The sequence below is a fragment of the Variovorax sp. GW821-FHT09D04 genome (assembly GCF_059416405.1).
The window spans coordinates 1,091,905-1,118,410 of the sequence record NZ_JBWKPA010000001.1 but is presented as its reverse complement, the minus strand read 5'-3'; the positions used below and the strand labels follow the sequence as shown (position 1 = coordinate 1,118,410).

Annotated in this window: 25 protein-coding genes; 9 read left to right on the top strand and 16 right to left on the bottom strand. The window is 69.1% G+C overall.

Annotation, left to right across the window (positions count from 1 at the left end; genetic code table 11):
• Nucleotides 1-134: 134 nt before the first annotated feature.
• From AC07O4_RS05165 to AC07O4_RS05130, 8 genes are all read right to left on the bottom strand, one after another.
• Complete coding sequence (locus AC07O4_RS05165) at nucleotides 135-1,361, bottom strand: pyridoxal-phosphate-dependent aminotransferase family protein (protein ID WP_495303921.1); 1,227 nt, start codon at nucleotides 1,359-1,361, stop codon at nucleotides 135-137.
• A 37-nt stretch (nucleotides 1,362-1,398) separates the two neighbouring features.
• The gene (locus AC07O4_RS05160) at nucleotides 1,399-2,169 is read right to left on the bottom strand and encodes a fumarylacetoacetate hydrolase family protein (protein ID WP_495303920.1); all 771 of its coding nucleotides are present in this window, start codon (nucleotides 2,167-2,169) and stop codon (nucleotides 1,399-1,401) included.
• A gap of 32 nt (nucleotides 2,170-2,201) precedes the next feature.
• Complete coding sequence (locus AC07O4_RS05155; RefSeq protein WP_235944083.1) at nucleotides 2,202-2,996, bottom strand: 2-keto-4-pentenoate hydratase; 795 nt, start codon at nucleotides 2,994-2,996, stop codon at nucleotides 2,202-2,204.
• Nucleotides 2,972-4,348, bottom strand: coding sequence for an amidase (locus tag AC07O4_RS05150; protein WP_495303919.1), 1,377 nt, complete (start codon nucleotides 4,346-4,348; stop codon nucleotides 2,972-2,974). Before AC07O4_RS05150 ends, AC07O4_RS05155 begins: the two co-directional genes overlap by 25 nt.
• A 6-nt stretch (nucleotides 4,349-4,354) precedes the next feature.
• Nucleotides 4,355-5,395, bottom strand: coding sequence for a TRAP transporter substrate-binding protein (locus tag AC07O4_RS05145; RefSeq protein WP_492687168.1), 1,041 nt, complete (start codon nucleotides 5,393-5,395; stop codon nucleotides 4,355-4,357).
• 55 nt (nucleotides 5,396-5,450) lie between these two features.
• Nucleotides 5,451-6,758, bottom strand: coding sequence for a TRAP transporter large permease (locus AC07O4_RS05140; RefSeq protein ID WP_062482466.1), 1,308 nt, complete (start codon nucleotides 6,756-6,758; stop codon nucleotides 5,451-5,453).
• On the bottom strand, nucleotides 6,755-7,414 hold the full coding sequence (locus AC07O4_RS05135) for a TRAP transporter small permease subunit (RefSeq protein WP_495303917.1): 660 nt from the start codon (nucleotides 7,412-7,414) through the stop codon (nucleotides 6,755-6,757). The genes AC07O4_RS05140 and AC07O4_RS05135 overlap by 4 nt, the downstream gene beginning before the upstream one ends.
• Before the next feature lie 148 nt (nucleotides 7,415-7,562).
• Nucleotides 7,563-8,390, bottom strand: a complete 828-nt coding sequence (locus AC07O4_RS05130; protein WP_159271724.1) for an IclR family transcriptional regulator — start codon at nucleotides 8,388-8,390, stop codon at nucleotides 7,563-7,565.
• A gap of 252 nt (nucleotides 8,391-8,642) precedes the next feature.
• Between AC07O4_RS05130 and AC07O4_RS05125 the strand changes: the two genes are divergently transcribed.
• On the top strand, nucleotides 8,643-11,681 hold the full coding sequence (locus tag AC07O4_RS05125; protein ID WP_495303916.1) for a hybrid sensor histidine kinase/response regulator: 3,039 nt from the start codon (nucleotides 8,643-8,645) through the stop codon (nucleotides 11,679-11,681).
• Nucleotides 11,682-11,992: 311 nt separating this feature from the next.
• Complete coding sequence (locus tag AC07O4_RS05120; RefSeq protein WP_495303915.1) at nucleotides 11,993-12,700, top strand: response regulator; 708 nt, start codon at nucleotides 11,993-11,995, stop codon at nucleotides 12,698-12,700.
• Between the two features lie 13 nt (nucleotides 12,701-12,713).
• On the opposite strand, the gene AC07O4_RS05115 is transcribed toward AC07O4_RS05120, so the two are convergent.
• From AC07O4_RS05115 to AC07O4_RS05105, 3 genes are all read right to left on the bottom strand, one after another.
• Nucleotides 12,714-13,391, bottom strand: coding sequence for a LuxR C-terminal-related transcriptional regulator (locus AC07O4_RS05115; protein ID WP_159276876.1), 678 nt, complete (start codon nucleotides 13,389-13,391; stop codon nucleotides 12,714-12,716).
• Between the two features lie 121 nt (nucleotides 13,392-13,512).
• Nucleotides 13,513-13,911: a helix-turn-helix domain-containing protein gene (locus tag AC07O4_RS05110; RefSeq protein WP_070061282.1), complete on the bottom strand. Its 399-nt coding sequence runs from the start codon at nucleotides 13,909-13,911 to the stop codon at nucleotides 13,513-13,515.
• Nucleotides 13,912-13,984: 73 nt separating this feature from the next.
• A complete protein-coding gene (locus AC07O4_RS05105; protein WP_157627265.1) occupies nucleotides 13,985-14,137 on the bottom strand; it encodes a hypothetical protein in 153 nt (50 codons plus the stop codon).
• A gap of 130 nt (nucleotides 14,138-14,267) precedes the next feature.
• Here AC07O4_RS05105 and AC07O4_RS05100 point away from each other — a divergent pair, with 130 nt between their 5' ends.
• Nucleotides 14,268-14,507 (top strand): hypothetical protein, encoded by a 240-nt coding sequence (locus AC07O4_RS05100; protein ID WP_495303914.1) that lies wholly within the window; start codon nucleotides 14,268-14,270, stop codon nucleotides 14,505-14,507.
• A gap of 113 nt (nucleotides 14,508-14,620) precedes the next feature.
• Nucleotides 14,621-17,653, top strand: a complete 3,033-nt coding sequence (locus AC07O4_RS05095; RefSeq protein ID WP_495303913.1) for an ATP-binding protein — start codon at nucleotides 14,621-14,623, stop codon at nucleotides 17,651-17,653.
• 18 nt (nucleotides 17,654-17,671) lie between these two features.
• Here the strand turns inward: AC07O4_RS05095 and AC07O4_RS05090 are convergent, their stop codons facing one another.
• Nucleotides 17,672-18,904: an EAL domain-containing response regulator gene (locus AC07O4_RS05090; protein WP_495303912.1), complete on the bottom strand. Its 1,233-nt coding sequence runs from the start codon at nucleotides 18,902-18,904 to the stop codon at nucleotides 17,672-17,674.
• A gap of 228 nt (nucleotides 18,905-19,132) precedes the next feature.
• Here AC07O4_RS05090 and AC07O4_RS05085 point away from each other — a divergent pair, with 228 nt between their 5' ends.
• Together AC07O4_RS05085 and AC07O4_RS05080 are read left to right on the top strand one after the other, a co-directional pair.
• Nucleotides 19,133-19,498 (top strand): hypothetical protein, encoded by a 366-nt coding sequence (locus AC07O4_RS05085; RefSeq protein ID WP_070060782.1) that lies wholly within the window; start codon nucleotides 19,133-19,135, stop codon nucleotides 19,496-19,498.
• 103 nt (nucleotides 19,499-19,601) lie between these two features.
• On the top strand, nucleotides 19,602-19,991 hold the full coding sequence (locus tag AC07O4_RS05080) for a response regulator (RefSeq protein WP_070060783.1): 390 nt from the start codon (nucleotides 19,602-19,604) through the stop codon (nucleotides 19,989-19,991).
• A gap of 104 nt (nucleotides 19,992-20,095) precedes the next feature.
• Here AC07O4_RS05080 and AC07O4_RS05075 read toward each other — a convergent pair whose 3' ends face one another.
• The 4 genes from AC07O4_RS05075 to AC07O4_RS05060 all read right to left on the bottom strand — a co-directional run bounded on the left by AC07O4_RS05075 (nucleotide 20,096) and on the right by AC07O4_RS05060 (nucleotide 23,865).
• Entirely contained in the window at nucleotides 20,096-21,301 is a 1,206-nt protein-coding gene (locus AC07O4_RS05075) for a branched-chain amino acid ABC transporter substrate-binding protein (protein ID WP_062470234.1), read from the bottom strand.
• A 136-nt stretch (nucleotides 21,302-21,437) separates the two neighbouring features.
• Nucleotides 21,438-21,866, bottom strand: coding sequence for a hypothetical protein (locus tag AC07O4_RS05070; protein WP_139701649.1), 429 nt, complete (start codon nucleotides 21,864-21,866; stop codon nucleotides 21,438-21,440).
• Entirely contained in the window at nucleotides 21,866-22,309 is a 444-nt protein-coding gene (locus tag AC07O4_RS05065) for a DNA polymerase III subunit chi (protein WP_495303911.1), read from the bottom strand. The genes AC07O4_RS05070 and AC07O4_RS05065 overlap by 1 nt, the downstream gene beginning before the upstream one ends.
• The gene (locus AC07O4_RS05060; protein ID WP_495303910.1) at nucleotides 22,306-23,865 is read right to left on the bottom strand and encodes a leucyl aminopeptidase; all 1,560 of its coding nucleotides are present in this window, start codon (nucleotides 23,863-23,865) and stop codon (nucleotides 22,306-22,308) included. The genes AC07O4_RS05065 and AC07O4_RS05060 overlap by 4 nt, the downstream gene beginning before the upstream one ends.
• A gap of 21 nt (nucleotides 23,866-23,886) precedes the next feature.
• On the opposite strand from AC07O4_RS05060, the gene lptF reads away from it, so the two are divergent.
• Genes lptF through AC07O4_RS05045 form a run of 3 tightly spaced genes read left to right on the top strand, consistent with a single transcriptional unit; the run spans nucleotide 23,887 to nucleotide 26,506 of the window.
• Entirely contained in the window at nucleotides 23,887-25,032 is a 1,146-nt protein-coding gene (lptF, locus tag AC07O4_RS05055; protein WP_062470224.1) for an LPS export ABC transporter permease LptF, read from the top strand.
• Complete coding sequence (lptG, locus tag AC07O4_RS05050; RefSeq protein WP_062470221.1) at nucleotides 25,029-26,135, top strand: LPS export ABC transporter permease LptG; 1,107 nt, start codon at nucleotides 25,029-25,031, stop codon at nucleotides 26,133-26,135. Before lptF ends, lptG begins: the two co-directional genes overlap by 4 nt.
• The gene (locus AC07O4_RS05045; RefSeq protein ID WP_495303909.1) at nucleotides 26,132-26,506 is read left to right on the top strand and encodes a sirohydrochlorin chelatase; all 375 of its coding nucleotides are present in this window, start codon (nucleotides 26,132-26,134) and stop codon (nucleotides 26,504-26,506) included. Before lptG ends, AC07O4_RS05045 begins: the two co-directional genes overlap by 4 nt.

Genomic DNA, 26,506 nt, shown 5'->3' with positions numbered 1-26,506 from the left:
GCTGGTCCGGTCCAGTGCACCACCGAGGCTGTGGGGCGGAATTTAGGCTTTGTCGAAATCAACGTCAACATCAATGTTGACAATCTTGTTGACGGTAATGGCAAACACCTAGACCGCAGCCCCTTCCCGAGGGATCAGGCGGCGTTGGCGGCCGGTGTTTCCGCAAAGTACGCCATGGCCGCCAGCACCCCGCTGCCGGCCACCGGCACGCCGGCCAGCTTGAAACCCATCTCGATGCCGGTCAATGCGGCCATCAGCGTCAGGTCGTTGCAGTCGCCCAGGTGGCCGATGCGGAACATGCGGCCCCGCAGCTTGCCCAGCCCCGCGCCCAGCGAGAGGTCGAAGCGCTGGTGGATGAGGCGGCGCAGCGCATCGGCATCGACGCCCTGCGGCGTGATGACGCCGGTCAGCACGGGCGAGTGCACGCGCTCGTCGGCGCACTGCGTCGGCAGGCCCCAGGCCTGTACGGCGGCGCGCACGCCCCGGCCCCAGCGCTGGTGGCGCGCGAAGATCACGGGCAGGCCCTGCTCGAGCACCATGTCCAGCGCCTCGCTCAGGCCGTACAGCAGGTTCGTGCTCGGCGTGTAGGGCCAGTAGCCGCCCTGGTTCATCTCGATGATCTCGTCCCAGGCCCAGAAGGCCTTGGGCAGGCGCGCGGTCTTCGCCACCTCGAGCGCCTTGGGCGACACGGCGTTGAAGCTGATGCCCGGCGGCAGCATGAGGCCCTTCTGCGAGCCGCTGACGGTGACGTCCACGCCCCACTCGTCGTGCCGGTAGTCGGCGCTCGCCAGGCCCGAGATGGTGTCGACCATCAGCAGCGCCGGATGACCCGCCGCATCGATCGCGCGGCGCACCGCGGCGATGTCGGAGGTGACGCCGGTCGAGGTCTCGTTGTGCACCACGCACACGGCCTTGATGTGGTGCGTGGTGTCCTGGCGCAGGCGCTGCTCGATGAGGTCGGCCTGCACACCGTGGCGCCAGCTGCGCGGCAGGCCGGTCTCGTCGGTGCCTTCGAGCGCGAGGAACTCGGGCTCCAGGCCGAGCCGGCGCGCCATCTTCTGCCACAGCGTCGCGAAGTGGCCGGTCTCGAACATCAGCACGTGGTCGCCCGGGCTCATCACGTTGACCAGCGCCGCCTCCCACGCGCCGGTGCCCGACGCGGGATAGACGACGACCGGGTGCCGGGTCTGGAACACCTGCTGCAGCCCGGCGATGACCTTCTTGCCCAGCGTGGCGAACTCGGGCCCGCGGTGGTCGATGGTCGGCAGGCTGATGGCCCGCAGGATGCGGTCGGGCACGGGGCTGGGGCCCGGGATCTGCAGGAAGTGGCGGCCGCTGGGGTGGTTGTCGAGCGCGATCATGGGGGTTGTCTCCGTTCTGGATGGGTTGTGGAAAGGGCTAGAGCTGCACCGACGCGTGGCCGATGCCGGGGAATTCGGCGGTGACGAGGTCGCCCTCGCCCGCTTCGAGAATGCCGACCCAGGTGCCGGTCGTGACCACGGTGCCGGCCGCGACGGTCTGGCCGTGGCGCGTGGCATGGCGCAGCCACGCGGGCAGCAGCCAGGCGGGGTCGCCGAGCGAATGCGTGCCGCGGCGCACCACGCTCGCGCGCGCGCCGATCCGCACCTCGCACGCTTGCGCGGCCCAGTCGCGGGCAACGAATGGCACCCACTCGCCGAGCACCAACGCGCCGTGCGATTGCAGGTCGGCCAGCTTGCACAGCGCGGGCGCGTCGAGGGCCTCCTGCCAGCGGGAATCGACGATCTCGATCGAGACCGTCATCGCATCGACCAGCGCGCGTGCGCTGTCGACGTCGAGCGTCGCCGGCGACGCCGCATCGACATCGCGCCCGAGGCGCAACGCGATCTCGGCCTCGATGCCCCGCAGGTGAAACGGCCAGTCGCCGGCCGTGGCCGGGCTGGTCCAGACGCCGCGCGGCGGCAGCGGCGCATGCGTCAGCACGGCATCGCGCGACGGGCCGCCGGCCTTCCAGTACCGGGGCGGCGCCGCACCGAACCAGCCGAGCGCCTGCGCCACCTGCTGCTGCACGGCGTAGGCCTCGTCGGCCCGCGCGAGCCCTCCGGCCACCTCTGCCGCCGGGCTCGCGACGTGCGCGCCGCGCGCACGCACCAGCGCCTGCGCGACCGCGTCGATCGTTGAATGGGACATATCGGGTTCCTCCAGTGATCCCAGGAAAGAAATCAGAAGCGCGCGTGCAACGGCGCGAGCCCCTTCACTTCCGCCCGCACGGCCGTGCCCTGCGAGGCGAACAACATGCCGGTGCACGAACCGGTCGTCACGACCTGGCCGGCCCGCAGGCCCTGGCCACGCGCCGCGCCCTCGTTGGCGAGCCACACGAGCAGCGCACCGACGTCGGGGTGCGTGTGCTCCCCGACCGTGTGGGCGACGACCTGCGCGTCGAAATGCATCACGACCTCGGTCTGTGCGAGGTCGAGCCACGCACGCTCGAAAGGCGCGGGCTCGCCGAGCACGAGGCCGCCGTGGCACAGCAGGTCGGCCAGCAGCGCCGAGGGGCTGGCGTCGAGCCAGTCGATCAGCCGGGTCTCCGCCACCTCGATCACGGGCAGCACTTCCGCGATGGCACCGGCCACCTCGTCGCGCGTGTAGGGCAACGCGCGCGGCGGCAGGTCGGCGCCGAGGCGGAACGCGAGTTCGGCCTCGACGCCGCGCAGATGCCATGCCCCGCCGACCAGCGACGCACCGCCGGGCACCAGCCCCTCGGCCGGCAGCGGCGCGCACACGGGCTCGCGGCCCGGCGCGCTCGCGCCGACCTTCCAGCCGCCGACCGCACCGAGCGCCACCAGCGTCGCGTCCTGGATGGCGTAGGCGGCGTGCCGATCGTGCGACGGCAGCAGCGAGGACATCACGCGCCGCCCGTCGCGCCGCGCGCGGCACAGCGCCTGCGCGGCCTCGGCCGGCGCGAGCTGCGCCACCACGGCCTCGGCCAGCGTCACAACGCGGGGAAGCGCCGCCACGGATGGGCCTGTTCGAACGAACGCGCGAGCGCGAGCAAGGCATCGTCCGCCCCTTCGCGTGCCACGAGCTGCACGCCGACCGGCAGCGGCCCCGCAAAGCCGCAGGGCAGCGCGATGGCGGGCAGGCCCACGGCGTTCGCGAAGCCGGCGAACACCGCATGGCCGCGCGGGCCGACCTCGCGCCCGTCGATACGCGTGGGATGCGTCTCGCCGGCGGGCCAGGGCAACGCGGCGGCGGCGGGCGTGAGCAGGAAGTCGTAGCGGTCGAACAGCTGCGCCAGCGTGTTGCGCAGCCGCTCGGCCTCGTACAGCAGCTCGAACAGCTCGCTCGCGCTGGCCTTGCGGCCGTTCTCGGCGTTCGCCTGCATCGCGGGGCCGAACAGCGATGCGTCGAAAGGCCGGCTCGACAACTCCTGCGGATGCGCCACCAGCCAGGCCAGACCGACCTGCGCCAGCAGCGGCCAGCGCTGGTTGACCGCCTCGGCGATGCCGAAGTCCTGCGCCGTGGTGACCTCGTGGCCGAGTTCAGCCATGTGGCGCGCGGCCGTTTCCGTCAGCGCCGCGATCTGCGGATCGACCGGGTGATCGCCGAAGCGCGGAATGAAGAGAATGCGCGCGCGTCGCGGGCCCGCGCCCTCCTCCACCGGCCGGTCGCCGATCACCTGCATCACCGCCGCCACGTCGGCCACGCTGCGCGCGATCGGGCCCGCGACCTCGAAGCCCAGGAAGATCGGCGGCAGCCCGTCGCCGCGCGGCACGCGAGCGCGCGAGGGCTTGAAGCCCACGAGGTTGGTGTGCGAGGCCGGCCGGCGGATCGAGCCGCCGCCGTCGGTGCCCAGCGCAATGGGGCAGCCGCCCGCGGCCACCAGCGCCACCGCGCCACCCGACGAACCGCCGGGCGTGAGCGCCGGGTCCCACGGGTTGCCAGTGGGGCCGAACACCGGGTTGTCGGTGTAGCCCTGCATCGTGAACTCGGGCACGTTGGTCTTGCCGAAGATCACGGCGCCGGCTTCGCGCAGCCTGGCCACCGGCAGCTCGTCGCGCTCGGCCAGCACACCGGCCAGCGCGCGGCTGCCCCAGTGCGTCGGCAGGCCGCGCACCTGCAGGTTGTCCTTGATGGTGACGGGCACGCCGTCGAGCGCGCCCAGCGCTCGGCCGCTGCGCCAGCGCGCGGTGCTCTGCTCGGCCGCGTGCGTGGCGCCTTCGCTGTCGAGCGTGATGAGCGCGTTCAGCCGCGGGTTGACCTCGGCGCTGCGCTGCAGGCAGGCATGCAGCGCATCGGTCGGGGTGAACGCCGCATCGCGAAAGCCTGCGGCGAGCTCGGTCGCGGTGAGTTGCCAGAGCGATGGCATACCGGGCTACTTGAGACCGACCACCGGGCCGACGACCTGCTTCCAGGTGGCCGAGCACTTGTCGTAGGACTTGTCGCAGAGTTCGCTCCAGATCGGCAGCGACACCGTGGTCAGCGCGTCGCGGATCATCTGCTGGTCGCCCGGCTTCACCGGCACGTCCTTCATCGCGAATTTCTTGACGGTCTTGCACGGCTCCTTGCCGACATTGCAGCGCGAGGCGTCGTCGAACAGCTCCTTCGAGTAGCCCCACACCTCGGTCTCGAACTTGCGGAAGGCGTCGGTGAGCTTCGTCTTCTGCTCGGCGCTCAGCGCGTTCCACTTCTGCAGGTTGATCGCGTACGCGTTCAGCGCGATCTGGAAGCCGATCGGCATGAAGTGCGTGGTGACCTCGGGCCAGCCCGCCGAGTTGGCCGAGCTCGGGCCGGTGATGGCGCAGTCGGTCACGCCGCGCTCCAGCGCCTGCTGCGTCTCGCCGAAGGGAATGGTCACGGGGATGCCGCCGAGCTTCTCGATGAACTTGGCGAGCGACTGGTCGTACACACGCACCTTCTTGCCCTTCAGGTCCGCCAGGCCGCCGATCGCCACCTTGCAGAACACCACCTGCGGGCCGAAGGGATAGATGCCCAGCAGCTTGCCGCCGTGGCGCTCCTGCAGCCGCTTGTCGAAGGCGTCGCGGTAGGCATCGACCACCTTGCGCGCCACCTCGTAGTCGGTCGACAGCCCCACGATGTCAGGCCCCAGGAAGAAAGGCTCGTCGCGCGACACCTGCGCCAGGCGCAGGGTGACGATGTCGAACAGGCCCGACTTCAGCACGCGCAGGCCGTCGGCGTCTTTCACGCCCAGCACGTCCATCGGCTTGTAGTCGGCGTCGATCGGCAGCCCCGTGTTCTTCGCGAAGTTCTCGAAGAAGGGCTGCTCCTTGGTCTGCTGGATCAGCCCGGTGGCCACCAGGTTGCCGGCCACGCGCAGGCGGGCGTTGTCCGCATGCGCCGGCAGTGCCAGCGCCAGGGTGGCCGCGATCAGCGGGAGAACGAATTTCAGTTGCATGCCTGACTCCTTGAAAGGTTGAAAGGTGGTTCGAGAGCGGGAGAAAAAAGTGCCGTCACTTGCCGAACAGCAGGTTCGGCAGGTAGGTCGCGATCCAGGGGTTGTGGATCAGGATCGCGGTCATCACGACCATGGCGACGAAGAAGGGCAAGGTGCCCTGGAACACGTCGTTGATCGAGCCTTCGCCGCGCACGCCCTGGATCACGTAGAGCGTCATGCCGATCGGCGGGCTGATCAGCGAGATCTCGCACATCAGCACCATGAAGACGCCGAAGAACACCGGGTCGATGCCCGCGGCCTGCACGATGGGGAACACCACCGGCAGCGTGCCGACCAGCATCGGCATCGTCTCCAGCGCGATGCCCAGCACGAGGTACAGCGCCGCCAGCATCCACAGCAGCATGATGGGCGACACGTCGGCCGACTTGATGAGGCTGGCCAGCGCCTGCGGCACGCCCAGCATCGAGAGCACGAAGTTCAGGTACAGCGCCGCCACCAGAATCAACGCCGTCATCGCGGTGAGCCGCATGGTCGAGCGGAAGCACTCGTGCAGCATCGACACGTTCAGCTTGCGGTAGCCCGCCGCGATGGGCAGGCAGACGATCACGCCCAGCGCCGCGCTTTCGGTGACAGTGGCCCAGCCCGTGTAGATGCCGCCCATCACCACCGCGAACACGGCCAGCGGGCCCAACAGGTGCACCGAGTGGCGCAGCTTCTCCGCCAGCGCGGTGCGGCCCTCGCGGATGCCCGCCACCGACGGGCGCCACACGCAGATCGCCAGGATCGTGAGCAGGAACAGCACTGTCATGATCGCGCCGGGCAGGATGCCGGCCATGTACAGCCGCGCCGCCGAGGTGTTGGTCATCGAGCCATAGATGATGAAAGCCACCCCGGGCGGAATCAGGTTGCCCAGGCTGGCGCCGGCGGCGATGGTGCCCAGCACCATGCGCTGGTCGTAGTTGCGGTTCTTGAAGGCGGGCAGCGCAACCGTCGAGATGGTGGCCGCGGTGGCCACCGACGAGCCCGACACTGCGGAGAACAGCGCCGATGCACCGATGTTGGTGTGCAGCAGCCCGCCCGGCATGCGGTTGAGCCACTGGCCCAGCGACTGGTACATCTTGTCGGTGGCGCCGCCGCGCATCAGGATCTCGCCCAGCAGGATGTACAGCGGGATCGACAGCAGCAGATAGTCTTCGCCGGCCGCCCAGAGCTGCTCGCCGACGGCGTTGATGGCGGGCATGCCGAAGTGGATCAGCGACCCGAGCAGGCCGACGACCAGCATCGTGGTCGCGACATGGAAGCCCAGGAACATCAGGCCCAGCATGATCGCCAGGCCGGCCAGGATTTCGAGCGGCCCGATCACGAGGCGACTCCGGTGGCGCTGGTGACGCTGGCGGCGGCGGCATGCGCGGTCGACGCCTGCGCCGGGGCCTTGATCTGGACCTCGGTCTCGGCCTCGATCTCTTCCTCGAGCGTCTGCGGACCGAAGCGCTCGTTGAGCTCGCCCGTGCGGCGCCGCACGAACAGGCGCAGCGCATCGAAGGCCGCCCAGGCCGCGACCAGCGCGAACATCAGGTAGCCGCCGAGCCAGATCGATTGCGGAATCCACATCGGCGTGGCGAGCGGCGTGGCGGCCGTGCTTTGCAGTTCGATGCTCTCGACCACGACGTTGTAGCCGCGCCAGAGGCACAGCACCGACAGCAGCGCGAGGCTCACCATCGCGAGCATGTTGAGCAGCGCGCGCGTGCCGACCGAGAAGCGCGACAGCAGGAAGTCGACCCGCGTGTGGCTGCGCGTGATCAGCGTGTAGGCGAAGCCGAAGGCGCCGACGATGCCGTAGGTATACGAGCCGATCTCGTCGATGCCCTGCAGGCTGAACGAGAACACCTTGCGGCCGAGCATTTCGACGCAGGTCATGACGGACAGCGCGATCAGCCACCAGCCGCAGGCGATCACGGTCCAGTCGCAAACCCGCGTCAGCGTTCGGCTGATGCCGTGCTGTGGAAGCAATGTTTTCATGGTTTTGTGCAAGGAGGTGCGGTTGAAGGGCAAGCCATTGGAGCGCGCGCCGCACGCGCGCAGCGGACTATCCCGCTGCGCGGGACGGTCGGAAAAACGGCTTAGGAATCAAGCACTTGGCGCGCTGCGCCAGTGGAATGCGCGCGCCTCAGCGGGCGCGCCCGCCGTAGGCGGCGGTGATCTCGTCGGCGGCGGCGCGCACGGTGGCGCCCAGGTGCGGGAAGTCGGTGCTCTTGATGCGCTGCGTCGGGCCGACCAGCGAGATCGCCCCGAAGGGCTGGCCATGCTCGTCGCGGATGGCCGCGGCAATGCAGCGCAGGCCGACGGCGTTCTGCTCGTCGTCGATCGCATGGCCCGCGCGGCGCACTTCGCCCAGCGTTTCGTGCAGCCGCGAGGCGCGCGCGATCGTGTTGTTGGTGAGCTTGGGCAGGCCGTAGGTGCGCAGGTACTGCAGCACGTCGTCTTCCGACATCGCCGCCAGAATCGCCTGCCCCATCGCGGTGCCATGCAGCGGCGCACGAAAGCCCGGCTTGCCGATGGCGCGCATGAGTTCGCGGCTCTCGACCTGCGTGACGAACACGATGTCGCCCAGGTCGGCGATGCCCAGGTTGATGCTCTCGCCCGTGCTGTCGCGCAGCCGGCGCATCACCGGCAGCGCCAGGTGCGCGATGCGGCGGCGGCGCCCGAAGGCGGCGCCCACCGAGAAGCAGCGCACGCCCACGTACCAGAGGTTCGTCTCGCGATCGAACTGCACGAAGCGCCGCTGCTCGAGCGTGGTGAGCAGCCGGTGCGCGGTGGACGACGACAGCCCCGTGTGCGCCGCGATGTCGACCAGCCGGAAGCCTTCGTCGTCCTCGGCCAGAAGTTCGAGCAGCTGCATGGCGCGCGTGAGCGACTGCACGGTGCTGTCGTTGTCGCGGTCGATGCGGGTGACCTTGGGGGCCTTGGCGGAGGTGCGCGGCGAGCTGGCTGTCATGGCGTGCCTTGTGCAAATTGCGTGCCATCCGGCCTGCCCGTCCGGCACGCGATCTGGCCGCCGATGGTCTGCGACAAACGATCTGTCAACCACGGTGTTTGCACCAATGTCGACATTTCTTGATGCAGCGATCACCCGATGCGCCCCGCAGGCGTGCATCACGCTCGCCCCCGCGGTTCGCCCGCGCGCGCGGCGGTGCCCTACCATCGCGGGCATCTTCTTCCTGCCCGCTCCGATCACCCGGATGCCATGATGCCCAGCGATCTCCCGCGTTTCTTCGGCTTCGGCGCTTCGCGCGCCACCCCACGCGGTGTGATCAGCCTGCTGAACCGCTACCAGCGCGCGCTGCTGTACGTGGGCGGCGCAGTGACCTCGCTCGTGCTGCTGGCCGCCACCGGCGTGATGCTCTCTTCGCAGGTGCGCGACTACGTGGCCGAGCGGCAGGCCGAGTTCAATGCGCGCAAGGCGCTGCTGCACCTCGAACTCTTCGTGCGCCAGGGCTCGGCGCGGATCAACATCTTTCACGAGGAGGGCGCCTGGGAACGGCGCGCGCGCGCGCCGCAGTCGCTGGTCGACGCCTTCGCCGCGCACGACGGCCGGCTGGTGCTGCCCAGCAACAAGGACTTCCCGCCGATGCTGCTGCTGGGCGACCTCTCGGCGCAGCGCCCGGCCGACAGCTTCGCGCAGTACCTCGGGCTGGCCGAAGAGGTCGGCTACCGCTCGGCGGCCTACACGAAGACGCTGACGCTGCACTCCAGCTACTTCTACGCGCCCGACCTGCGCTTTTTGGCCGTGGTGCCGGCCCCCGCCGCGGCCGACCTGTTCGAGCGCCACGGCGCGCGCACCACCGAAGACCTGCTCAAACGCATCGCGCCCCCCGAACTCGGCGACCTGAACGACCCGGCCGTCGTCGCCCGCCTGCGCGACAGCGGCACGGCCGTGTGGCTGCCGCCGGCCGTGAGCCCCTTCACCGGCGAGACGGTGCTGCGGCTGGCGCAGCCCGGCTTCCACGACGGCAAGCCCTTCGTCGTGCTGGTGAACGACTACCCGCTGGACATCATCACCGCGCACCTGTCGAACGAGCGCCACGACGAGGCCTCGATGTTCGTGGACCCGTCGGGCCGCGTGATCGCCGAGACGCACGGCCCCAGCGGCACCGAGGGCCTGCAGGCGCGCGCGCTGCAGCTCTCGCAGCCGTCGCTGGCCGCCAACGGCGCCACGCTGCAGTACCGCGACGGCCTCTTCACGCTGCGCGCCCCGATCGCCGACGCCAACTGGACCTACCTCTACGCCTTCTCGTGGCGCACCATCGCGTCCGAGCTGGGCCTGCGGCTGGCGCTCTATGCGGGCGCCATGCTGCTGCTCATCGCCTTCGTCTGGGCCGCGCTGCTCCTGCTCGACCGCAAGGTGTTCCGGCCCGGCTATGCGCGCTCCCAGCGCATCGTGGAGAGCGAGAACCTCAACCGCACCATGGTCGCGACCACGCCCTCGGGCCTGGCGCTGCTGCGCTACCCCTCGGGCGAGGTGCTGCTGCAGAACCAGGTGATGCAGGCCTGCACCGACAACGCGCGCCCCGAAGATCCACCGCTGCCGCAGCGCCTGCTGCGCCTGTACGACGATGCCCCCGGCGCTCCCGAATGGCTGCCCGACCTGGAGCTGCCGGTGACGCTGGCCAGTGGCGAGGTCACCGAGCTGCTCGTGAGCGTGGTGCGCACCAAGTACCAGGGCAGCGACGTGCTGCTGTGCAACTTCTCCGACATCACGACGCGCAAGAACGCCGAGCGTGCACTCGAAAGCGCGCGCGAGGCCGCGCATCAGGCCAACCATGCGAAGTCGGCCTTCCTGGCCATGATGAGCCACGAGATCCGCACGCCGCTGAACGCCATCATGGGCAACCTCGAGCTGCTGCAGCGCTCGCCGCTGTCGGCCGCGCAGAACGAGCGGCTCGGCGCCGTGACGTCGTCGTCGACCGCGCTGCTGGGCAGCATCAACGACATCCTCGACTTCTCGAAGATCGAGTCGGACCAGATGCGGCTGGAGTCGATCCGCTTCGACCTCGCGGACACGGCGCGGCAGGTGATCGCGGTCTTCACGCCGCTGGCGCAGGCCAAGCGCCTGGCGCTCGACTGCGTGATCGACGACGCCCTCGCCCCGCACCACCTCGGCGACCCGACGCGCATCCGCCAGCTGCTCATGAACCTGCTGAGCAACGCCATCAAGTTCACCGACACCGGCGACGTACTGCTCGAGGTCTACCTGAAGGACGACGCCGCCCCCGCCTCGCCGGTGGTGATCGGCGTGAGCGACACCGGCATCGGCATGACGGCGGCGCAGCAGAAGGCGCTGTTCGAGCCCTTCACGCAGGCCGACAGCAGCATCGCGCGCCGCTTCGGCGGCACCGGCCTGGGGCTGGCGCTGTGCCGCCGGCTGGCCGGGCTCATGGGTGGCGACATCCAGGTGGTGAGCTCGCCGGGCAAGGGCAGCACCTTCCTGGTCACGCTGCCGCTGCCTGCCGCGCCCGCCCTGCCCCCGCGCGCGCCCGCAGTGCCTGCCTCGTCGGCGGCCGGCGCCGACACGGCCGCGCCGGCGGCGCACATCCTCGTGGTGGACGACCATCCGGCCAACCGCGAGCTGGTGAAGATGCAGCTCGAGGCGCTGGGCTACACCTCCGACCAGGCCTCGGGCGGCCTGCAGGCGCTCGACCTGTTCGCCCGGCGGCGGCACGACCTCATCATCACCGACATCAACATGCCGGGCATGGACGGCTACACGCTGGCACGCGCGCTGCGCGCGCAGGGCTCGCGCGTGCCCATCGTGGCGCTCACGGCCGACGTCGCGGTGCGCGAACGCGAGCGCTGCGAATCGGCGGGCATCGACACCGCGCTGATCAAGCCCATCCTGCTGGACACGCTCGACCAGACCGTGCGGCAGCTGACCCTGCGCGACCCCGAGGCCGCGCCATCGGCCGGCGCCCGGCGACAGGACATCGCGCAGGGCACCCTGCCCGCATCGGTGCACCGGCCGCTCGCGCAGTCGCTGGCCGACACCGCGGCGGCCATCCGCGCGGCGCTGGACGCCGGCGACAGCGCCGCGCTCGGTGCCGGGCTGCATTCGCTGCGCGGCGCCTTCGCGCTGATCCACGAAGCCGGGCTCGCCGCCGACTGCGTCGCCATGGAAACGCAGCTGCGCGACGCCGACCTGCACGCGCTGGCGCAGGCCTTCGAACGCTTCGAACCGGCGGCGCGCGCCGCGCTCGCACGCCGAGCGCCCGAGGGCGCGGCCGCGCCCTGAAGCCGCCCGGGTCCGAACCCGTTTTCGGACCCGATCCGATCCGCCAATGCTCCCGGTCCTAGCCCCGGGCACCCCGCGTCTTACAAATTAGGACGGGTCCTATGCAATGGCGGCCCGCTATCGGATCAGGCCGCTTAACGCAGGACCGACGTCCTCCTAAAGTCCAGTCATCCCCTGCTGGCACCGCCCGAGGCACCCGCCACCGGCCCCTTTTTTAGACGTCCCCGACGCCGGGGGCCGGGCGTTCGACAGCAGCCCTTCCTGCACGCGGCGCGCGCAGGTCCGACCCCTCTGTGTTCCACAGGTCCGCCATGAAGCCATTCAATCTCCGCGTCCTGATCGCGGACGACCATCCCGCCGTTCGCATCGGCATCGAGAGCACGCTGCGCGAAAGCCAGGCGGTCACCGTCGTGGGCGCCGCGCGCGACTCCACCGAGATGATGGAGATGCTCAAGCAGCACGACTGCCAGATCCTCGTGTCCGACTACGCCATGCCCGGCGGCCTGCACGGCGACGGCATCGCGCTGTTCGCGCTGGTGCGCCAGCGCTACCCGCGGCTGAAGATCGTGGTGATGACCATGCTGGACAACCCCGGCATCATCCATTCACTGCTGGACATCGGCGTGCCCTGCATCCTGAACAAGGCCGACTCGGTGAGCCACCTGCTGCCGGCCGTGCATGCGGCCTACGCGAGCGGACGCTACCTGTCGCCCAGCATGGCGGAGATCGCCGCGCGCACCGCGCCGCACCGCACCGACACCCAGCCGCACGCCATGCTCTCCAAGCGCGAGCTCGAGGTGGTGCGCATGTTCGTGTCGGGCCTCACAGTGACGGAGATCGCCGAGCGGCTGCACCGCAGCAAGAAGACCATCAGCACGCAGAAGGGCTCGGCCATGGCCAAGCTCGGCATCCTGCGCGACATGGACCTCGTGCGCTACGGCATAGAGACGGGGCTCATGAGCACGTCGGCGGCCCCGCCGCCGCCACCACCGGGCCTGCCGGCGCTGCCCTGGCCCTGAGGCCACACACGGGTCAGCCCTGCGGCGCGCCCGTCACCGTGGCCGTCAGGCCGTTTTCGAGCGCGTAGCGCAGCAGGTCGACATCGCGCTCGATGCCCAGCTTTTCCATCGCCTTGGTCTTTTGCGTGCTGATGGTCTTCTTGCTGCGGTGCAGCTGCTCGGCGATCTCGTTGATCGTGAGCCCCGACGCATACAGCCGCACCACCTCCGACTCGCGCTGGCTCAGCACGCCCGCGGCGTTGCGGCTGCGCACCTCCCAGTCGATGGTGCGCACCACCGCGTCCATGGTCGGCGAGTAGTACGTGCCGCCGGTGCGGGCGGCGTGGATGGCGGGGATGAGGTGCGCCACCGCATCCGATTTGCTCACGATGCAGCGGATGCCGCTGGACACCAGCGAGTGCAGCACCGCCGGGTTGTCGAGCATGGTCATCACCACGATCTGCGTGTCGGGAAAGCGCCGCTTCACCAGCTTGAACAGCGGCACGCCGTCGCCGAACTCGCCGGCCGGCATCGCGTAGTCGGACACCAGCACATCGCAGGGCGTGGTCTCCAGCAGCGCCATGAGCCCAGTCGAATTGGCCACCTCGCCCACCAGCGTGAGGGTCTCGACCGACGCCAGCTCGTGCCGGACCCCGGCCAGCATGCCGGGATGGTCGTCGGCCAGAACGACGCGGATTTCGAAGCGGTCCATTGCCATTGTTTTTTCCCTTTCGCTTGCCGGCGTGGCCGGCGGACGAGGGTCCGGGCGCTGCGCCGGGGCATCTTACCCGCCGGTCTTGCGCAGGCGGGGCCGCGGCGCGCAGGTGAACGGCTCAGGCCGTTTCGGTGGGAGGCGCCGCGGCAGCGGGCTGCGAAGCGCGCGCGCCCGAGGCCGACAGCATGTCGCCCGGGAAGGCCTGCGCGATGGCCTGGAGTGCTGCATGCGCGGCTTTCTTGCCGGCGTCGTCCGAGGTCCGGTAGGCGCGCAGCAGCGACACCTCCTCGCGGCTCACCGACAGGTCTTCGGTGCAGGTGGGCATGCCGGTCACGACATAGAGCACGTCGATGCCGATGACGGCCATGGTGGCCAGGTAGGCCGCGTCGGGATGGCGCGCGCCTTTTTCGAAAGCCTCCTGCACGGACGCATCGACGCCGCCGAGCACCGCGAAGGCGGCGGCGCTCAGGCCGAGCCTGGCGCGCTCCATGGACAGGCGGTGTCCGATCATCCGCATGAGCGCGCTCCCCATGAAGGGTCGAGGCCCCATCCGCCTGCGATCTTGATCAAGGCCAAATGCGACCGCCTGCTCAAAAGAAATTGTCGTTCCGGGCCGTGGCCGATGGCTTTTTTGCCAGCACCAAAGCGCCGAACAACGCGCTTCGCCGCGTGCAACCGGTTGCCTGCATTCGCTTGCCACGCAGGAATTCCCACAATTTCTTGATCCACAAGATATTCGTCATCGACGCCCTCTAAAAAATATTCAATCCAGCGCCCTTGCACAGATGCCTAAGAGGCGACAAAGGTAATTTTTCAATCCTATGTTTTCAGCCTCGAAAATCCAATCGGACCCGTCTGAAAATCGCTCGCACGGTGCTTGCCTATTGGCAGTTCATCGTGAAGATTGCGCGGCCATTGGCGCTGCCGCTCTTCACTGTCGATTTGCAGGGCAGCCTTGCCGCCCCAGCGATCTGTTCACAGGAGATCGAATCCACCCGAACAGATGATTTATTTTTCATCGACGCCTGCGACTGCGGAATACAGATTGAAATTCCAGAAGCCCCGCCTCGCTCACAGGCTCAGCCGAATCCTGAAAAAGAAAGACCTGTATAGGACCCGTCCTATAAACAGAAGCACTCCTGGAATTCATGGAAATTCACGCGCAATTCGCCCTACCATTCCTGTTGATTTTTTTAATTCACGTCTTTTTCGCCATTTTTTTCGCCATGTCTCCGCCAGCCTTCCCCGCCAGCGCCCACCCTGCCCCGACGCCTGCCCGGCAAGCGCAGGAGCTGGACCTGCTGCGCCGCTACCAGCACGCCCTGCTCTACGGCGGCGGCGCACTGCTGTCGCTGCTGATCGTGCTGGCCGCAGGGCTCGTGCTGTACAACGCCGCCGCCAATGCGCTCGCGAACCTGCGCACCACGCTGGCCACGCACAGCGCGCAGATGCAGCTCGACATCGAGGAAAAGCAGGCAGCGATGCGCCGCGGCGTGGTGAATGCCGAGCTGCTCTGGAACAGCCAGACGCCGCCGGCCGCCGGCACGCTGGAGGCCTTCGTGCGCGACGGAGGCCAGGTGGTCCTGCAGGCCGGGGCACACCTGACGCCAGCCATCGCCGCGGTCGACACCGCCGGCACCCCTGACCTGCACGAATTCGCGCCCTACCTGGGCATGCTCGAAATGCAGGCCTACAGCGTCACCGCCGTCGCGCAGCTGCGCAATTCGCCACTGGGCGCCTACGCCTACACCCCCGACCACCGCCTGCTCACGCTGATGCCCGCGCCCGAAGGCGGCCTGCAGGGCGCGCTGGCTCGCACCGGCCTGCCGGACACCGTCGCGCTCATCGCGCGCCTGAGCTACGACATCGGCGATCTCGCCGGCGACCCGGCACTCGCCGCGCAGTGGCGCATGCAGCGGCGCGTGGCCTGGCAGCCGCCGGCGCCCGACCTGCTCGCACCGGGGGCCTCGCCCTTCAAGCTGGTGCAGCCCGGCTTCGACGCCCAGGGCCGCCCGTTCATGGTGTTCGTGAGCAACCTGCCCTCGAACGTGCTGCAGGACCGCCTGCGCCACACGCCGCAAGACACGGCCGCCCTGCTGGTCGACGCGCAGGGCCGGGTGCTGCTCTCGGCCGACCGCACGGGCGACGCCATCGACGGCGCCGCGCTGATGGCCACCGCGCTGGCCCACAGCCTGCGCCAAGCCAGCCCCACGCTGCCGCGCGAAACCTACCGCGCAGGCGTGTTCAGCCTCTCGACGCCGCTGGCCGGCACCGGCTGGTCGCTGGTGTACGCCTACTCGTGGCGCACGGTCTTCACCACGCTGAAGCCGCAGCTGCTGCGCTACGGCGGCGCCACGCTGGTGGTGCTGGGCACGCTCTGGGGCCTGCTGCTGCTCTTCAGGCGCAAGCTGCTGGAGCCCGCCTACCGCCGCTCGCAGCGGGTGTTCGAAAGCGAGCAGCTCAACCGCGCGATCATCGCCACCTCGTCGTTCGGCGTCTGCCTCATCGCGCTCGACGACGAGCGCGTGCTGCTGCAGAACACCCTGATGGAACACTATGCGGCGGCCACCGCACCGCCCGAGCCGCTGCACCGCCAGATGGCCGCGCTCTACCGCGAACGTGCCCAGGGCGGCACGCTGCATGACGCCGGCATGCCACTGGCCCTGAAGAACGGCCAGGCCTGCGAGCTGCTGCTGCAATGCACGCGCACGCGCTACCAGGGCGCGGACGCCCTGCTGTGCAGCTTTGCCGACACCACCGAGCGCAATGAACTCGACAAGAAGCGCGAAGAAGCCCGCGAAGCGGCCGAGGCGGCCAACCGCGCCAAGTCGGTGTTCATCGCCACCATGAGCCACGAAATCCGCACGCCGCTGAACGCGGTGCTGGGCAACCTCGAGCTGCTCGGCCAGGGCGCGCCGCCCGAGGTGCAGGCCCGGCGCCTGCAGTCGGTGCGCCAGGCCTCGCGCACCCTGCTGGAGATCGTCAACAACATCCTCGACCTGTCGAAGATGGAATCGGGTCACCTCAAGCTCGAGGCCACGCGCGTGGCGCTGCCCGAGCTCGTGCGCACCTGCGCGGAAATGTTCGAGCCCTCGGCGCATGCCAAGGGGCTGCGGCTCGATTGCGTCGTGCACCCGGGCCTGGCCGCCGGCTATGAAGGCGACCCAACACGCATCCGCCAGATCGTCGTCAACCTGCTGAGCAACGCGATCAAGTTCACGGCCGCGGGCACGGTGACGCTGGAGGTCGGGCCGCTGTCGCCGGGGCAGGCTTCGCCGGTGGCGATCCGCGTGACCGACACCGGCATGGGCGTGCCGCCCGAGCAGATTCCTCAGCTGTTCGACATCTACATGCAGGCCTCGCCCTCGACCGCACGCGAGTTCGGCGGCTCGGGGCTGGGGCTGTCGATCTGCCAGCGGCTGGCGCGCAAGATGGGCGGCACGATCGCCGTGCACAGCCAGCCCGGTGCGGGCTCGTGCTTCACGGTGACCTTGCCGCTGGTGGCGCTGGCGCCCGAGGCGGTCGCGCCATCGGACACCGGTGCTGGCAGCGCGGCCCTGCCCTTGCGTCCCGTGCGCCTGCTGGTCGTGGACGACCATCCGGCCAACCGGGCCCTCATCAGCGACCAGCTCGACGCGCTCGGCGTCGCCGCCGACGTGGCACCCGACGGCAACGCCGCGCTGGCCCTGTTCGCCGCGCAGCGCTACGACCTCGTGCTGACCGACCTGAACATGCCCGGCATGGACGGCTACACGCTGGCCCGGCGGCTGCGCGAGCGCATGCCGTCGATCCCGCTCGTCGCCATCACGGCGCACCTGGAGCAGGAGGGCTACCAGCAATGCTCGCTGGCGGGCTTCGCGGGGGTGCTGCTCAAGCCCGTGCTGTTGCCGGCGCTGGAGCAGGCGATCCTCAAGACGCTGGGCGCGGCCGCGCCGCCACGGATGGCCAGCGCCCCGGTCGCGCCTGCGCAAGCGCCGCACGCGCCGCTCGACGCGCGCCTGCACGACGCGATGGTCTCGTCGCTGGCATCTTCCGCGCAGCAGGTCCGCGAGGCCCTGGCGACCGGCGACCGGCGCGTCATCGGCGACGAGTTGCATGCGGTGCGCGGCGCCTTCGCCATGATCGGCGAGCCGGCCATCGCCGCGATGTGCGGCCGGCTCAGCGCTGTGGTGAAGCAGGAGAACATGGCGGTGATCGCCCCCGGCTGGACCGCGCTACAGGCGGCCGCCGAAGCGGTGCTGGCGCGACGCGCGGCCTGAGCGCGCGTCGCCCGATCGTCAATCGGCGTTCCGCTGCGCCTGCGGGCGCCCCGCCGCATACCGCAGCAGCGCTGCGTACTGCACGAAGGCCGACTCGGCCATCGGCGCGGCGTGCTGCGCGCCCTGCGTGAAGTGGCACCCGAGACTGCGGGCCAACGCGAGGTCACGCTCGCCGTCGACGCCCTTCACGAGCAGCGTCGCGTGCTGTTCGCGTGCCATGGCGATCACGCTCGCCAGGATGTGGCGGGCATGCGGGTTCTCGCGCGCCTGCGTCAGCTGGCGCGCGTCGATCTGGAGCTCGCTGAACGGCACCTTGAACCAGCGGCTCAGGGTCGAGTCGCCCTGGCCGAAACGGTCGATGGCGCAGTGGAACCCGCGCAGCCGCAGGTGCGCGACCGCGCCGGCCAGCACCTCGTTGCAGTGCGCGCCGCCGTCTTCGGCAATCTCCAGCACGAGCTGGTCGGCGGCGATGCCGGCGCGTTCGGCCTGTTCGGCCACGCCCTGCGCCCAGGACACCGAGGCGGCCACCGACGCGGGCACGCGCACGCCCAGGCGCAGGCCGTGGTCCTTGTGCATGTAGCCGAGCAGTTCGAAGGCGCACTCGAGCATGCGTTGCACCAGCGCGTCGTGCAGGCCGGCCTGCGCGATGGCGGGCAGGAAGTTGGCCGCGGGCAGCCAGGTGTCGTCGGGCCGGTACCAGCCCGGCTGCAGTTCGGCGCCGCGCAGCACGCCCGTGCGCGCGCAGTGTCGGGGCTGGAAGTGGGCGGCGATCTGGCATGTGGCCAACGCCTCGCGCAGGGCCGATTCTGTGAAGGCCGGTGCGTCGTTCGCAGGTGGGGCGCTCCCGCGCCGCAGCCCGGCCCGGTGGCGCCGTTCGCGCGCCATGGCCTGCGCCGCCGACGCCATCGTGACCATGGTGCGCGGCTTGGCGATGGCCGAGAGCACGCGCGCGCCGCGGGCCCGGGCGTAGTCTTGCGCCGCCTGCAGGATGCGCGGCGGCTGGGCGCTCATGAGCACCAGCGCCGCGGGGCTGCCGGCCTCGACCACCGCGTCGATCATCTGCAGGCCCGTGACCTCGGGCGTGTCGATGTCCACCACCAGCAGGTCGTGGCGGCGGCGCTGCACTGCTTCGACAAAGCCATGGCCGCTGCGCGTGACGTCCACGCGGGGGATCCCGGCGTGGCGCATGAAGGTGGCCAGTGCGAGGCCGGTGCGTTCGACCTGGTCGATCACGAGTGCGTGTCTGATCATGGCGAGCCTTGGAGGGGGAAGAGGATGTTCTGCATCTTCCCGGGGGCGGCAAAAATCCCCCATCGGCCCAGTCCGAAACTCGCGGCCGATTCCGTAGGACTTCGGCTGAACCCTGTTGCCCCGCAGCAACCGTTGCCAATCCTGAGCAAGGCCGCATCTGGCGGTACGATGCGCGGAATCGAATCGACCGACATTCCACCCCACTTCGCCTGCCGCAAAGGAGCCTCGATGGCCGGACCTTCCCCCACCTTGACGCGCGGCACCACCTCGCTGGACAAGACCCTGAAAAAGAGCGAACAGGTGGCCGCCGATGTGCAGCGCGCCTCGGACAACCTCGCCGTCGTGAGCACCGTGCTGGAACAGGAACTGCCGGACGAGGTCCAGGTCGGCGAGGTGGCGCAGGCCATCGAGCACACCAGCCAGCTCGAGGAAAAACTCGCCCAGTCGGCCGAGAAACTGGCTGAAGTGAATGCGGCGCTGAGCGAGGAAATCGAGAAGCGCCTCGAAGTGACCGCCGAGCGCGACGAGAGCCAGGCGCTGGCCGAGCAGCTCAAGGCGCGCATCCGCACCCAGGCGACGTCGGACAAGCGCTGATCGCCGTTGTTTCCGCACGGTTTGCGTGCGTCGTTCTCCCTTCTCCTACGCGGAGACCGCTTGCGCCACGCTACGCTATTGGTTCACACATCAAAACCGCGGCATGGCCCTCATCACGTTCCTCGTCGAGGACAACAAGACCATCAGGGACAACCTGGTCCCGGCCCTCGAGGACCTCGTCAACGGCCATGTCGTCGGCTATGCCGAAACCGAATCGGGCGCCCTCGCCTGGCTCGCCGCCCACCCCGATGCCTGGCAGCTGCTCATCGTCGACCTGTTCCTCAAGGAAGGCTCCGGTCTGGGCGTGCTGTCGGGCTGCCGCGAGCGCGGCCCGCACCAGCGGGTCGTGGTGCTGAGCAACTACGTCACCCCGGACATCCGCACGCGCTGCCAGGCCCTGGGCGCCGACGCGGTGTTCGACAAGTCGCGCGACCTGGACGCCTTCATCGAATACTGCAACGCCGACCGCCCCTCGGGCATGGCCGCGCTCTGAAGGCCGGCCCGCGCCACGGCGGCGCGCCCCCCTGAATGACAAAAGGGCCCGAAGGCCCTTTTGTCATGGAACGACCCGGTGAAGGGTCGTTGGCTGCAATGCGATCAGCGCACCACGGCGATCTGCGTGCGCACGCCACCCTTGTAGGTGAAGAGCGTCAGGGCGCCGTTCTTGATGTCGCCCTTTTCGTCGAAGGCGATCGGGCCGGTCACGCCCTTGTATTGCACCTTGCCGACTTCAGCCAGGTACTTTTCCGGGTCGGACGAGCCGGCCTTGGCCATGGCTTCGGCCAGCACGTTGACCGCGTCGTACACGTACGGTGCGTAGATCTGCACTTCGACGCCGTTCTTGGTCTTGAACTTGGCCTTGAAGTCTTCCAGCGGCTGCTTGAAGTCGCCGTCGACACCGCCGGCTTCGGCGCAGACCACCATGTCTTCACCGATGGCGTCGCCTGCCAGCTTCGGCAGTTCGCCGGTGCACAGGCCGTCGCCGCCCATGAACTTGACGTTCAGGCCGAGCTGCTTGACCTGCTTGAGCATCGGGCCGCCCACGGCGTCCATGCCGCCGAAGAACAGCACGTCGGGCTTGGCAGCCTTCAGCTTGGTCAGGATGGCGTTGAAGTCGGTCGACTTGTCGGTCGTGAACTCGTGGCCCACGATGGTCGCGCCGGCCGCCTTGGCAGCCTTCTCGAACTCTTCGGCAACGCCCTGGCCGTAGGCCGTGCGGTCGTCGATCACGGCAATGTTCTTGCCCTTGAGCGTTTCGACGGCGTACTTGCCCAGCGTGCCGCCCAGCTGCGTGTCATCGGCCACCACGCGGAACGTGGTCTTGAAGCCCTGGCGGGTGTACTTGGGGTTGGTGGCCGACGGCGAGACCTGCGGAATGCCGGCGTCGCTGTACAGCTTGGAAGCGGGGATCGTGGTGCCCGAGTTCAGGTGACCGACGATGCCGTTGACCTTTTCATCGACCAGCTTCTGGGCGACGGCGGTGCCTTGCTTCGGGTCGCCAGCGTCGTCTTCGGGAACCAGCACGAACTTGGCAACCTTGTCGCCGATCTTGAAGCCCTTTGCATTCAGGTCTTCGATGGCCATCTTGGCACCGAGCTCGTTGTCCTTGCCGAGGTGGGCAATGGGACCGCTGGTCGGGCCGACGTGGCCGATCTTGACGACCAGGGCATCAGCCGGAGGCGCAGCAGGGGCCGGAGCCGCAGCCGTGGGTGCCGGTGCCGCCGGAGCAGCAGCTTCTTCCTTCTTGCCGCAAGCCACGAGCGTGAGTGCAGCCAGTGCGACCGCAGTCCATTTCAATTGCATGAGAACCTCCAGAACTTGGATGAAAAGATATAAAAACCGGTCGTTCGATCCGGGCGTTCAGACCTCGCAAGTTTCGCGCCGCAGACCAGCGGCACCCTCACGCCATTCCGACCTGCGGCGCAGTTTAGCCGAGGATTTATGCGCCGGAAGTTGGCGTAGACCCTGTGTTTTCCCCTGTGTTTTCACAGAGTTCAGCGGCCATGGATTCGATGACGAGCGCGCGCAGCACGGCCTCGATTTCGCCGCGCAGACGCGGCACCATTTCGTCGAGCTGATGCTGAACGGCAGCTGACACGGCGTCGCTCAATCGCTCCTCCAGCGACAGGTCGACGCGCTGCAGCACGCGGTGCAGCAATTGCTCTTCGAGGCTGACGATTTCGGCCGGCGTGAGCGACACCGACGGCGGCAACGCCACGGCGCTCGCAGGGTCCGGCGGCGGGGGCTGCGACACCGGAGCACCCGTGGGTCGCACCGTCTCGGCGACCGGCACGGGCTCGGCCGGGATCTCGAGCACGGTCGTCAGCGTCGGGACGAACCGGGGCGGCGTGCGCAGCGTGCTGGCCATCAGGAAGCGCTCCTTGCGAAATCGTGCGGCTGGATCGTGTAGCCCCGGTCGGCGTAATGGCGCCAGCGGGTGCGGCCGACCTGCCGGTCGTTCGCCTCGTCGCTCACGATGTCGATCATGCGTTCGAAGCGCTCGAAGCCGGCCGGCACCTCGAGGCCCAGGTTGACCAGAATCTCGCGGTGCGGCAGCGAGGCTGCGTCCGAACCTTCGGCGCACAGGATCACGGGCGAACGCGCCACCACATGGGCCGGCGCATCGGCGCGGCAGTGCGCGACGAAGTCGACCGGCGACAGCTGCCAGAGCGCGGCATCGACCGTGTCGAGCGCGCGCGCATCGCCCACCACCACCACGCGCAGGCCGCGTGTGTTCACGGCCTTGCGAACCAGCCGGCAAGCGTAGGTGAGCTTGTCGGGCGCGTTGTAGTGAAAGCCGATGTCGGTCACTGCGCGGACCGGGCCTTTCGGGCCGGCTTGGCCGGGGCCTTGGGCGACGCGGCCTTCTTCACGGGCTTGGCAGCCTTGCCGGCCTTCGGCGCGGCGGCAGCGGCGTTGCTGCTGCCCGCGCGGTTCGTCAGGTACGACACCAGCAGGCCGACGGGCCGGCCGGTCGAGCCCTTGGCCGCCCCGCTCTTCCAGGCCGTGCCCGCGATGTCCAGGTGCGCCCAGGCGTAGTCGGCCGTGAAGCGCTGCAAAAACTTGGCCGCGGTGATCGCGCCGCCGGCACGCCCGGCGATGTTGGCCACGTCGGCGAAGTTGCTCTTGAGGCCTTCGGCGTAATCGTCGTCCAGCGGCAGGCGCCAGCAGCGGTCCTGCGAGGCCTCGCCGGCCGATTCGAGCGCGGAGGCCAGCGACTCGTCGCTGGCGAACAGGCCGCTGCGCACGCCGCCCAGAGCCACCACGCAGGCGCCTGTGAGCGTCGCGATGTCGATCACGGCGGCCGGGTCGAAGCGCTTGGCGTACGTGAGCGCGTCGCACAGGATGAGCCGGCCTTCGGCGTCGGTGTTCAGTATCTCGATGGTCTGCCCGCTCATGCTGGTGACCACGTCGCCGGGCTTGACGGCCTTGCCGTCGTTCATGTTCTCGCACGACGGAATCAGGCCGACCACGTTGATCGCCGGCTGGATCGCGCCCAGCGCGCGGAAGGTGCCGAGCACGCTGGCGGCGCCGCACATGTCGAACTTCATCTCGTCCATCTCGGCCGCGGGCTTGAGCGAGACGCCGCCGGTGTCGAAGGTGATGCCCTTGCCCACGAGCACCACGGGAGCCTCGTCCTTGGCGCCGCCCTGGTAGCGCAACACGATGAAGCGCAGCGGTTCGGCCGAGCCCTGGGCCACGGCGGCGAACGCGCCCATGCCGAGCTTGTCGACTTCCTTCGGGCCCAGCACTTCGCACTTGATGCGCGGCAGCTTCGCCAGCCCCTTGGCGGCCTCGGCCAACAGCGTGGGCGTGGCGTGGTTGGCGGGACGGTTGCCCCACTCCTTGGCCAACTCGATACCGGCGACCGTGGCGCGGGCGTCGTCGAAGGCCTTGGTGACGGCGGGGCTGGCGGCCTCGGCCACGCCCAGCGTCAGGTGGCGGATGCTACGCGGCTCGGCCTTCGACTTGGTCGTGGTGTAGACATAGCTGGCATCGGCCGCGGCCGTGACGGCGGCGGCCACCGCGGCGGCGTCGGCTGGCTGCGCGAAGACGATCACGACGCGCTTGGGGCCATTGGCCTTGGCGGCGGCAACCGCCGCGCTCACGGCGCTGCGCACCGAGGTGGCCTTGCCGTCGCCGATGGCGGCCAGCAGCACGCGCGAGGGCACCACGGTCTCGGGGCGGTACAGCGCAAGCAGCTTGCCGGCCTTGTCGGGCAGGTCGCCGGCCTTGCGGGCGCTGGCGGCGAGCACGGAAACGGGGTCTTTGGCGGTGGGGAGAGCGCTGCCGACGAGCACGATGAGGAGGTCGGATTTCTCGGCGGCGGCCTGGGCGACGGTGAGGGTCTTGAGTTGAAAGTCCATAATCCTTTTTTTCCTCGAACGATGTTATTCCATTCTTCCCTACGCAAGGAGCTGTCGCGCAGCTTCGGAGCGACCCTCGTCGTCCTGGTCACCATCGTGATGACCATGATGCTCATCCGTACGCTCGGGCTGGCGTCCAAGGGCAGCGTGAACCCGCAGGAGGTCTTCCTCGTGATGGCGTACACGGTGCTCGGCTACATGCCGACCATCCTGAGCCTGAGCTTGTTCATCGCCATCGTCGGCACGCTCTCGCGCATGTACCGCGACAGCGAAATGGTGATCTGGTTCTCCAGCGGGCGCGGCCTGGCCGATTTCGTCCAGCCGCTGTTCCGATTCGCCTGGCCTGTGCTGCTGCTCATCGCGGCCATGGCGCTGGTGGGCTGGCCCTGGGCCAACTCGCAGACCATCGGCATGCGCCAGCAGTACGAGCAGCGCAGCGACATCGAGCGCGTCACGCCGGGTGAGTTCCGCGAGTCCTCGGGCCGGCTGCGCGTGTTCTTCATCGACAAGGACACGCCCGACGGCGCCACCGCCACCAACGTGTTCATCTGGGCCGTCGAGCGCGGCCTGCAGATCACCACGTCGGCGCGCAGCGGCCGCATCGAGGACATCGACAACCACCGCTTCCTGCTGCTGAGCAACGGCCAGCGCCTGGAGCGCCCGCTGTTCACGGAATCGGGCCTGAAGATCAGCGAGTTCAAGACCTACGGCACGCGTGCTGGCGGCAGCTCGAACGCCACCGGCGACAGCACGCCCACGCGCGCGCGCTCCACACTCTCGCTGCTGCGCGACCGCAGCGATGCCAGCCTGGGTGAGCTGGGCTGGCGCTTCGGCATGCTCTTGGCCGCCATCAACTTCGTGCTGCTGGCGCTGACGGTATCCAGCGTCAACCCGCGCGTGGGGCGCAGCGGCAACCTGGTGTTCGCGCTGTTCGCCTTCGTCGTCTACTACAACCTGCTGAACCTGGGCCAGAGCTGGATCAGCTCGGGCCGCTACGGCATGGGCTCCTTCATGCTGCTGCTGCATGGCGGCGTCTTCCTCTTCGCCACGGCCTGGCTCACGCTGCGCAACAACAACTGGTCGGCCCGCCGCCAGGCCCGCGCCAGCGCCGCCACGGCCGGCGCCCTGCCGGCCGTACCGCCTTCCCGGATCGACCCGACCTCGTGAAAACCATCCGCCGACTGATCTACGTCGAGGCACTGAAGGCCGTGGCCTTCGTGACGCTCGGCTTTCTGAGCCTGTTCTTCTTCTTCGACTTCGTCGACGAGCTGCAGTCCGTGGGCAAGCCCGAAAGCCTGGCCTACGGTCCGGTGCAGGCGCTGATCTACGTGCTGCTGCTGGTGCCCAGCCACCTGTACGAGCTGCTGCCGATCACGGTGCTGATCGGCTGCATCTTCGTGATGGCGCGGCTGGCGCAAAGCTCCGAATACACCATCCTGCGCACCAGCGGCCTGGGCCCGTGGCGTGCGCTGCGCACGCTGCTGCTGCTGGGGCTGGGCTTCGTGGTGCTCACCTTTGCCATCGGCGACTACATCGCACCGCTGTCGGGACGCACCGGCCAGCTGCTCAAGTCGCGCTACCAGGGCACCTACTCGCTGGTCGGCAACACCGGCGCCTGGCTGAAGGAAAAGCGCGGCGACACGTCGTATGCGGTCAATGTGCTGTCGATTTCGCGCGACGGCTCGCTGCAGAACACCCGCATCTTCGAGTTCGACGGCAACGGCTACGTGAGCAAGCAGCTCATGGCCAAGTCGGCCCGCATCCTCGACGAGAAGTGGGTGCTCTCCGAGGTCGAGCAGCAGGACTACGAAACCCGCACCGCCGACAAGGCCCGCATCACGACCACCCATGTCGAGAAGATGGACTGGCCCACCTCGCTCACCGCCGAAATGGTCTCGGTCGCCCTGCTGCGGCCCGATCGCATGAGCACCATCGACCTGTTCGACTACATCCGGCACCTGAACGCCAACGGCCAGACCGCGCAGCGCTACGAGATCGAGTTCTGGCGCAAGGTGTTCTACCCGCTGTCGTGCCTGGTGATGGTGGTGCTCGCCCTGCCCTTCGCCTACCTGCACTTCCGCCAGGCCGGCATCACGACCTACGTGTTCGGCGGCGTGATGATCGGCATCAGCTTCTTCCTGCTGAACAACGTGTTCGGCTACCTGGGCAACCTCAGCAACTGGTCGCCCTGGCTCACGGCGGCGGCGCCGGGGCTCATCTATTCAGTGCTGTCGCTCACAGCCTTCAGCTGGCTGGTCCTGAGGCGATGACGACCGTGCAGGTGCCGGGCACGGTGCTGCTCGCGCACGGCTCGCGCGACGCGCGCTGGCGCGAGCCCATCGAGGCGGTCGCCGCCCGCATGCGCGAAGATGACCCCACGGTGCGCGTGAGCTGCGCCTACATGGAACTGGCAGCCCCCGACCTGCCCACGGCCGCCGCCGCGCTGATCGCCGACGGCGCCACCGCGGTGCATGTCGTGCCGCTCTTCCTGGGCATGGGCAAGCACGCCCGCGAAGACCTGCCGCTGCAACTGGACGCCTTGCGCCAGCGCTGGCCCGACGTGGCGTTCTCGCTGGCCCCGATCGTGGGCGAATCGCCCGAACTGGTCGCTTTGCTGGCCCGGATTGCCATCAAATCCTGA

What these genes read in the sequence shown, in the direction of transcription:
- AC07O4_RS05165 (WP_495303921.1), bottom strand. Translation starts at nt 1,361, where the DNA reads ATGATCGCGCTCGACAACCACCCCAGCGGCCGCCACTTCCTGCAGATC.
- AC07O4_RS05160 (WP_495303920.1), bottom strand. Translation starts at nt 2,169, where the DNA reads ATGTCCCATTCAACGATCGACGCGGTCGCGCAGGCGCTGGTGCGTGCG.
- AC07O4_RS05080 (WP_070060783.1), top strand. Translation starts at nt 19,602, where the DNA reads ATGGCCCTCATCACGTTCCTCGTCGAGGACAACAAGACCATCAGGGAC.
- AC07O4_RS05070 (WP_139701649.1), bottom strand. Translation starts at nt 21,866, where the DNA reads ATGGCCAGCACGCTGCGCACGCCGCCCCGGTTCGTCCCGACGCTGACG.
- AC07O4_RS05150 (WP_495303919.1), bottom strand. Translation starts at nt 4,348, where the DNA reads ATGCCATCGCTCTGGCAACTCACCGCGACCGAGCTCGCCGCAGGCTTT.
- AC07O4_RS05095 (WP_495303913.1), top strand. Translation starts at nt 14,621, where the DNA reads ATGTCTCCGCCAGCCTTCCCCGCCAGCGCCCACCCTGCCCCGACGCCT.
- lptF (WP_062470224.1), top strand. Translation starts at nt 23,887, where the DNA reads ATGTTATTCCATTCTTCCCTACGCAAGGAGCTGTCGCGCAGCTTCGGA.
- AC07O4_RS05090 (WP_495303912.1), bottom strand. Translation starts at nt 18,904, where the DNA reads ATGATCAGACACGCACTCGTGATCGACCAGGTCGAACGCACCGGCCTC.
- AC07O4_RS05110 (WP_070061282.1), bottom strand. Translation starts at nt 13,911, where the DNA reads ATGCGGATGATCGGACACCGCCTGTCCATGGAGCGCGCCAGGCTCGGC.
- AC07O4_RS05130 (WP_159271724.1), bottom strand. Translation starts at nt 8,390, where the DNA reads ATGACAGCCAGCTCGCCGCGCACCTCCGCCAAGGCCCCCAAGGTCACC.
- AC07O4_RS05075 (WP_062470234.1), bottom strand. Translation starts at nt 21,301, where the DNA reads ATGCAATTGAAATGGACTGCGGTCGCACTGGCTGCACTCACGCTCGTG.
- AC07O4_RS05045 (WP_495303909.1), top strand. Translation starts at nt 26,132, where the DNA reads ATGACGACCGTGCAGGTGCCGGGCACGGTGCTGCTCGCGCACGGCTCG.
- AC07O4_RS05060 (WP_495303910.1), bottom strand. Translation starts at nt 23,865, where the DNA reads ATGGACTTTCAACTCAAGACCCTCACCGTCGCCCAGGCCGCCGCCGAG.
- AC07O4_RS05085 (WP_070060782.1), top strand. Translation starts at nt 19,133, where the DNA reads ATGGCCGGACCTTCCCCCACCTTGACGCGCGGCACCACCTCGCTGGAC.
- AC07O4_RS05135 (WP_495303917.1), bottom strand. Translation starts at nt 7,414, where the DNA reads ATGAAAACATTGCTTCCACAGCACGGCATCAGCCGAACGCTGACGCGG.
- AC07O4_RS05115 (WP_159276876.1), bottom strand. Translation starts at nt 13,391, where the DNA reads ATGGACCGCTTCGAAATCCGCGTCGTTCTGGCCGACGACCATCCCGGC.
- AC07O4_RS05125 (WP_495303916.1), top strand. Translation starts at nt 8,643, where the DNA reads ATGCCCAGCGATCTCCCGCGTTTCTTCGGCTTCGGCGCTTCGCGCGCC.
- AC07O4_RS05120 (WP_495303915.1), top strand. Translation starts at nt 11,993, where the DNA reads ATGAAGCCATTCAATCTCCGCGTCCTGATCGCGGACGACCATCCCGCC.
- AC07O4_RS05105 (WP_157627265.1), bottom strand. Translation starts at nt 14,137, where the DNA reads ATGACGAATATCTTGTGGATCAAGAAATTGTGGGAATTCCTGCGTGGC.
- AC07O4_RS05145 (WP_492687168.1), bottom strand. Translation starts at nt 5,395, where the DNA reads ATGCAACTGAAATTCGTTCTCCCGCTGATCGCGGCCACCCTGGCGCTG.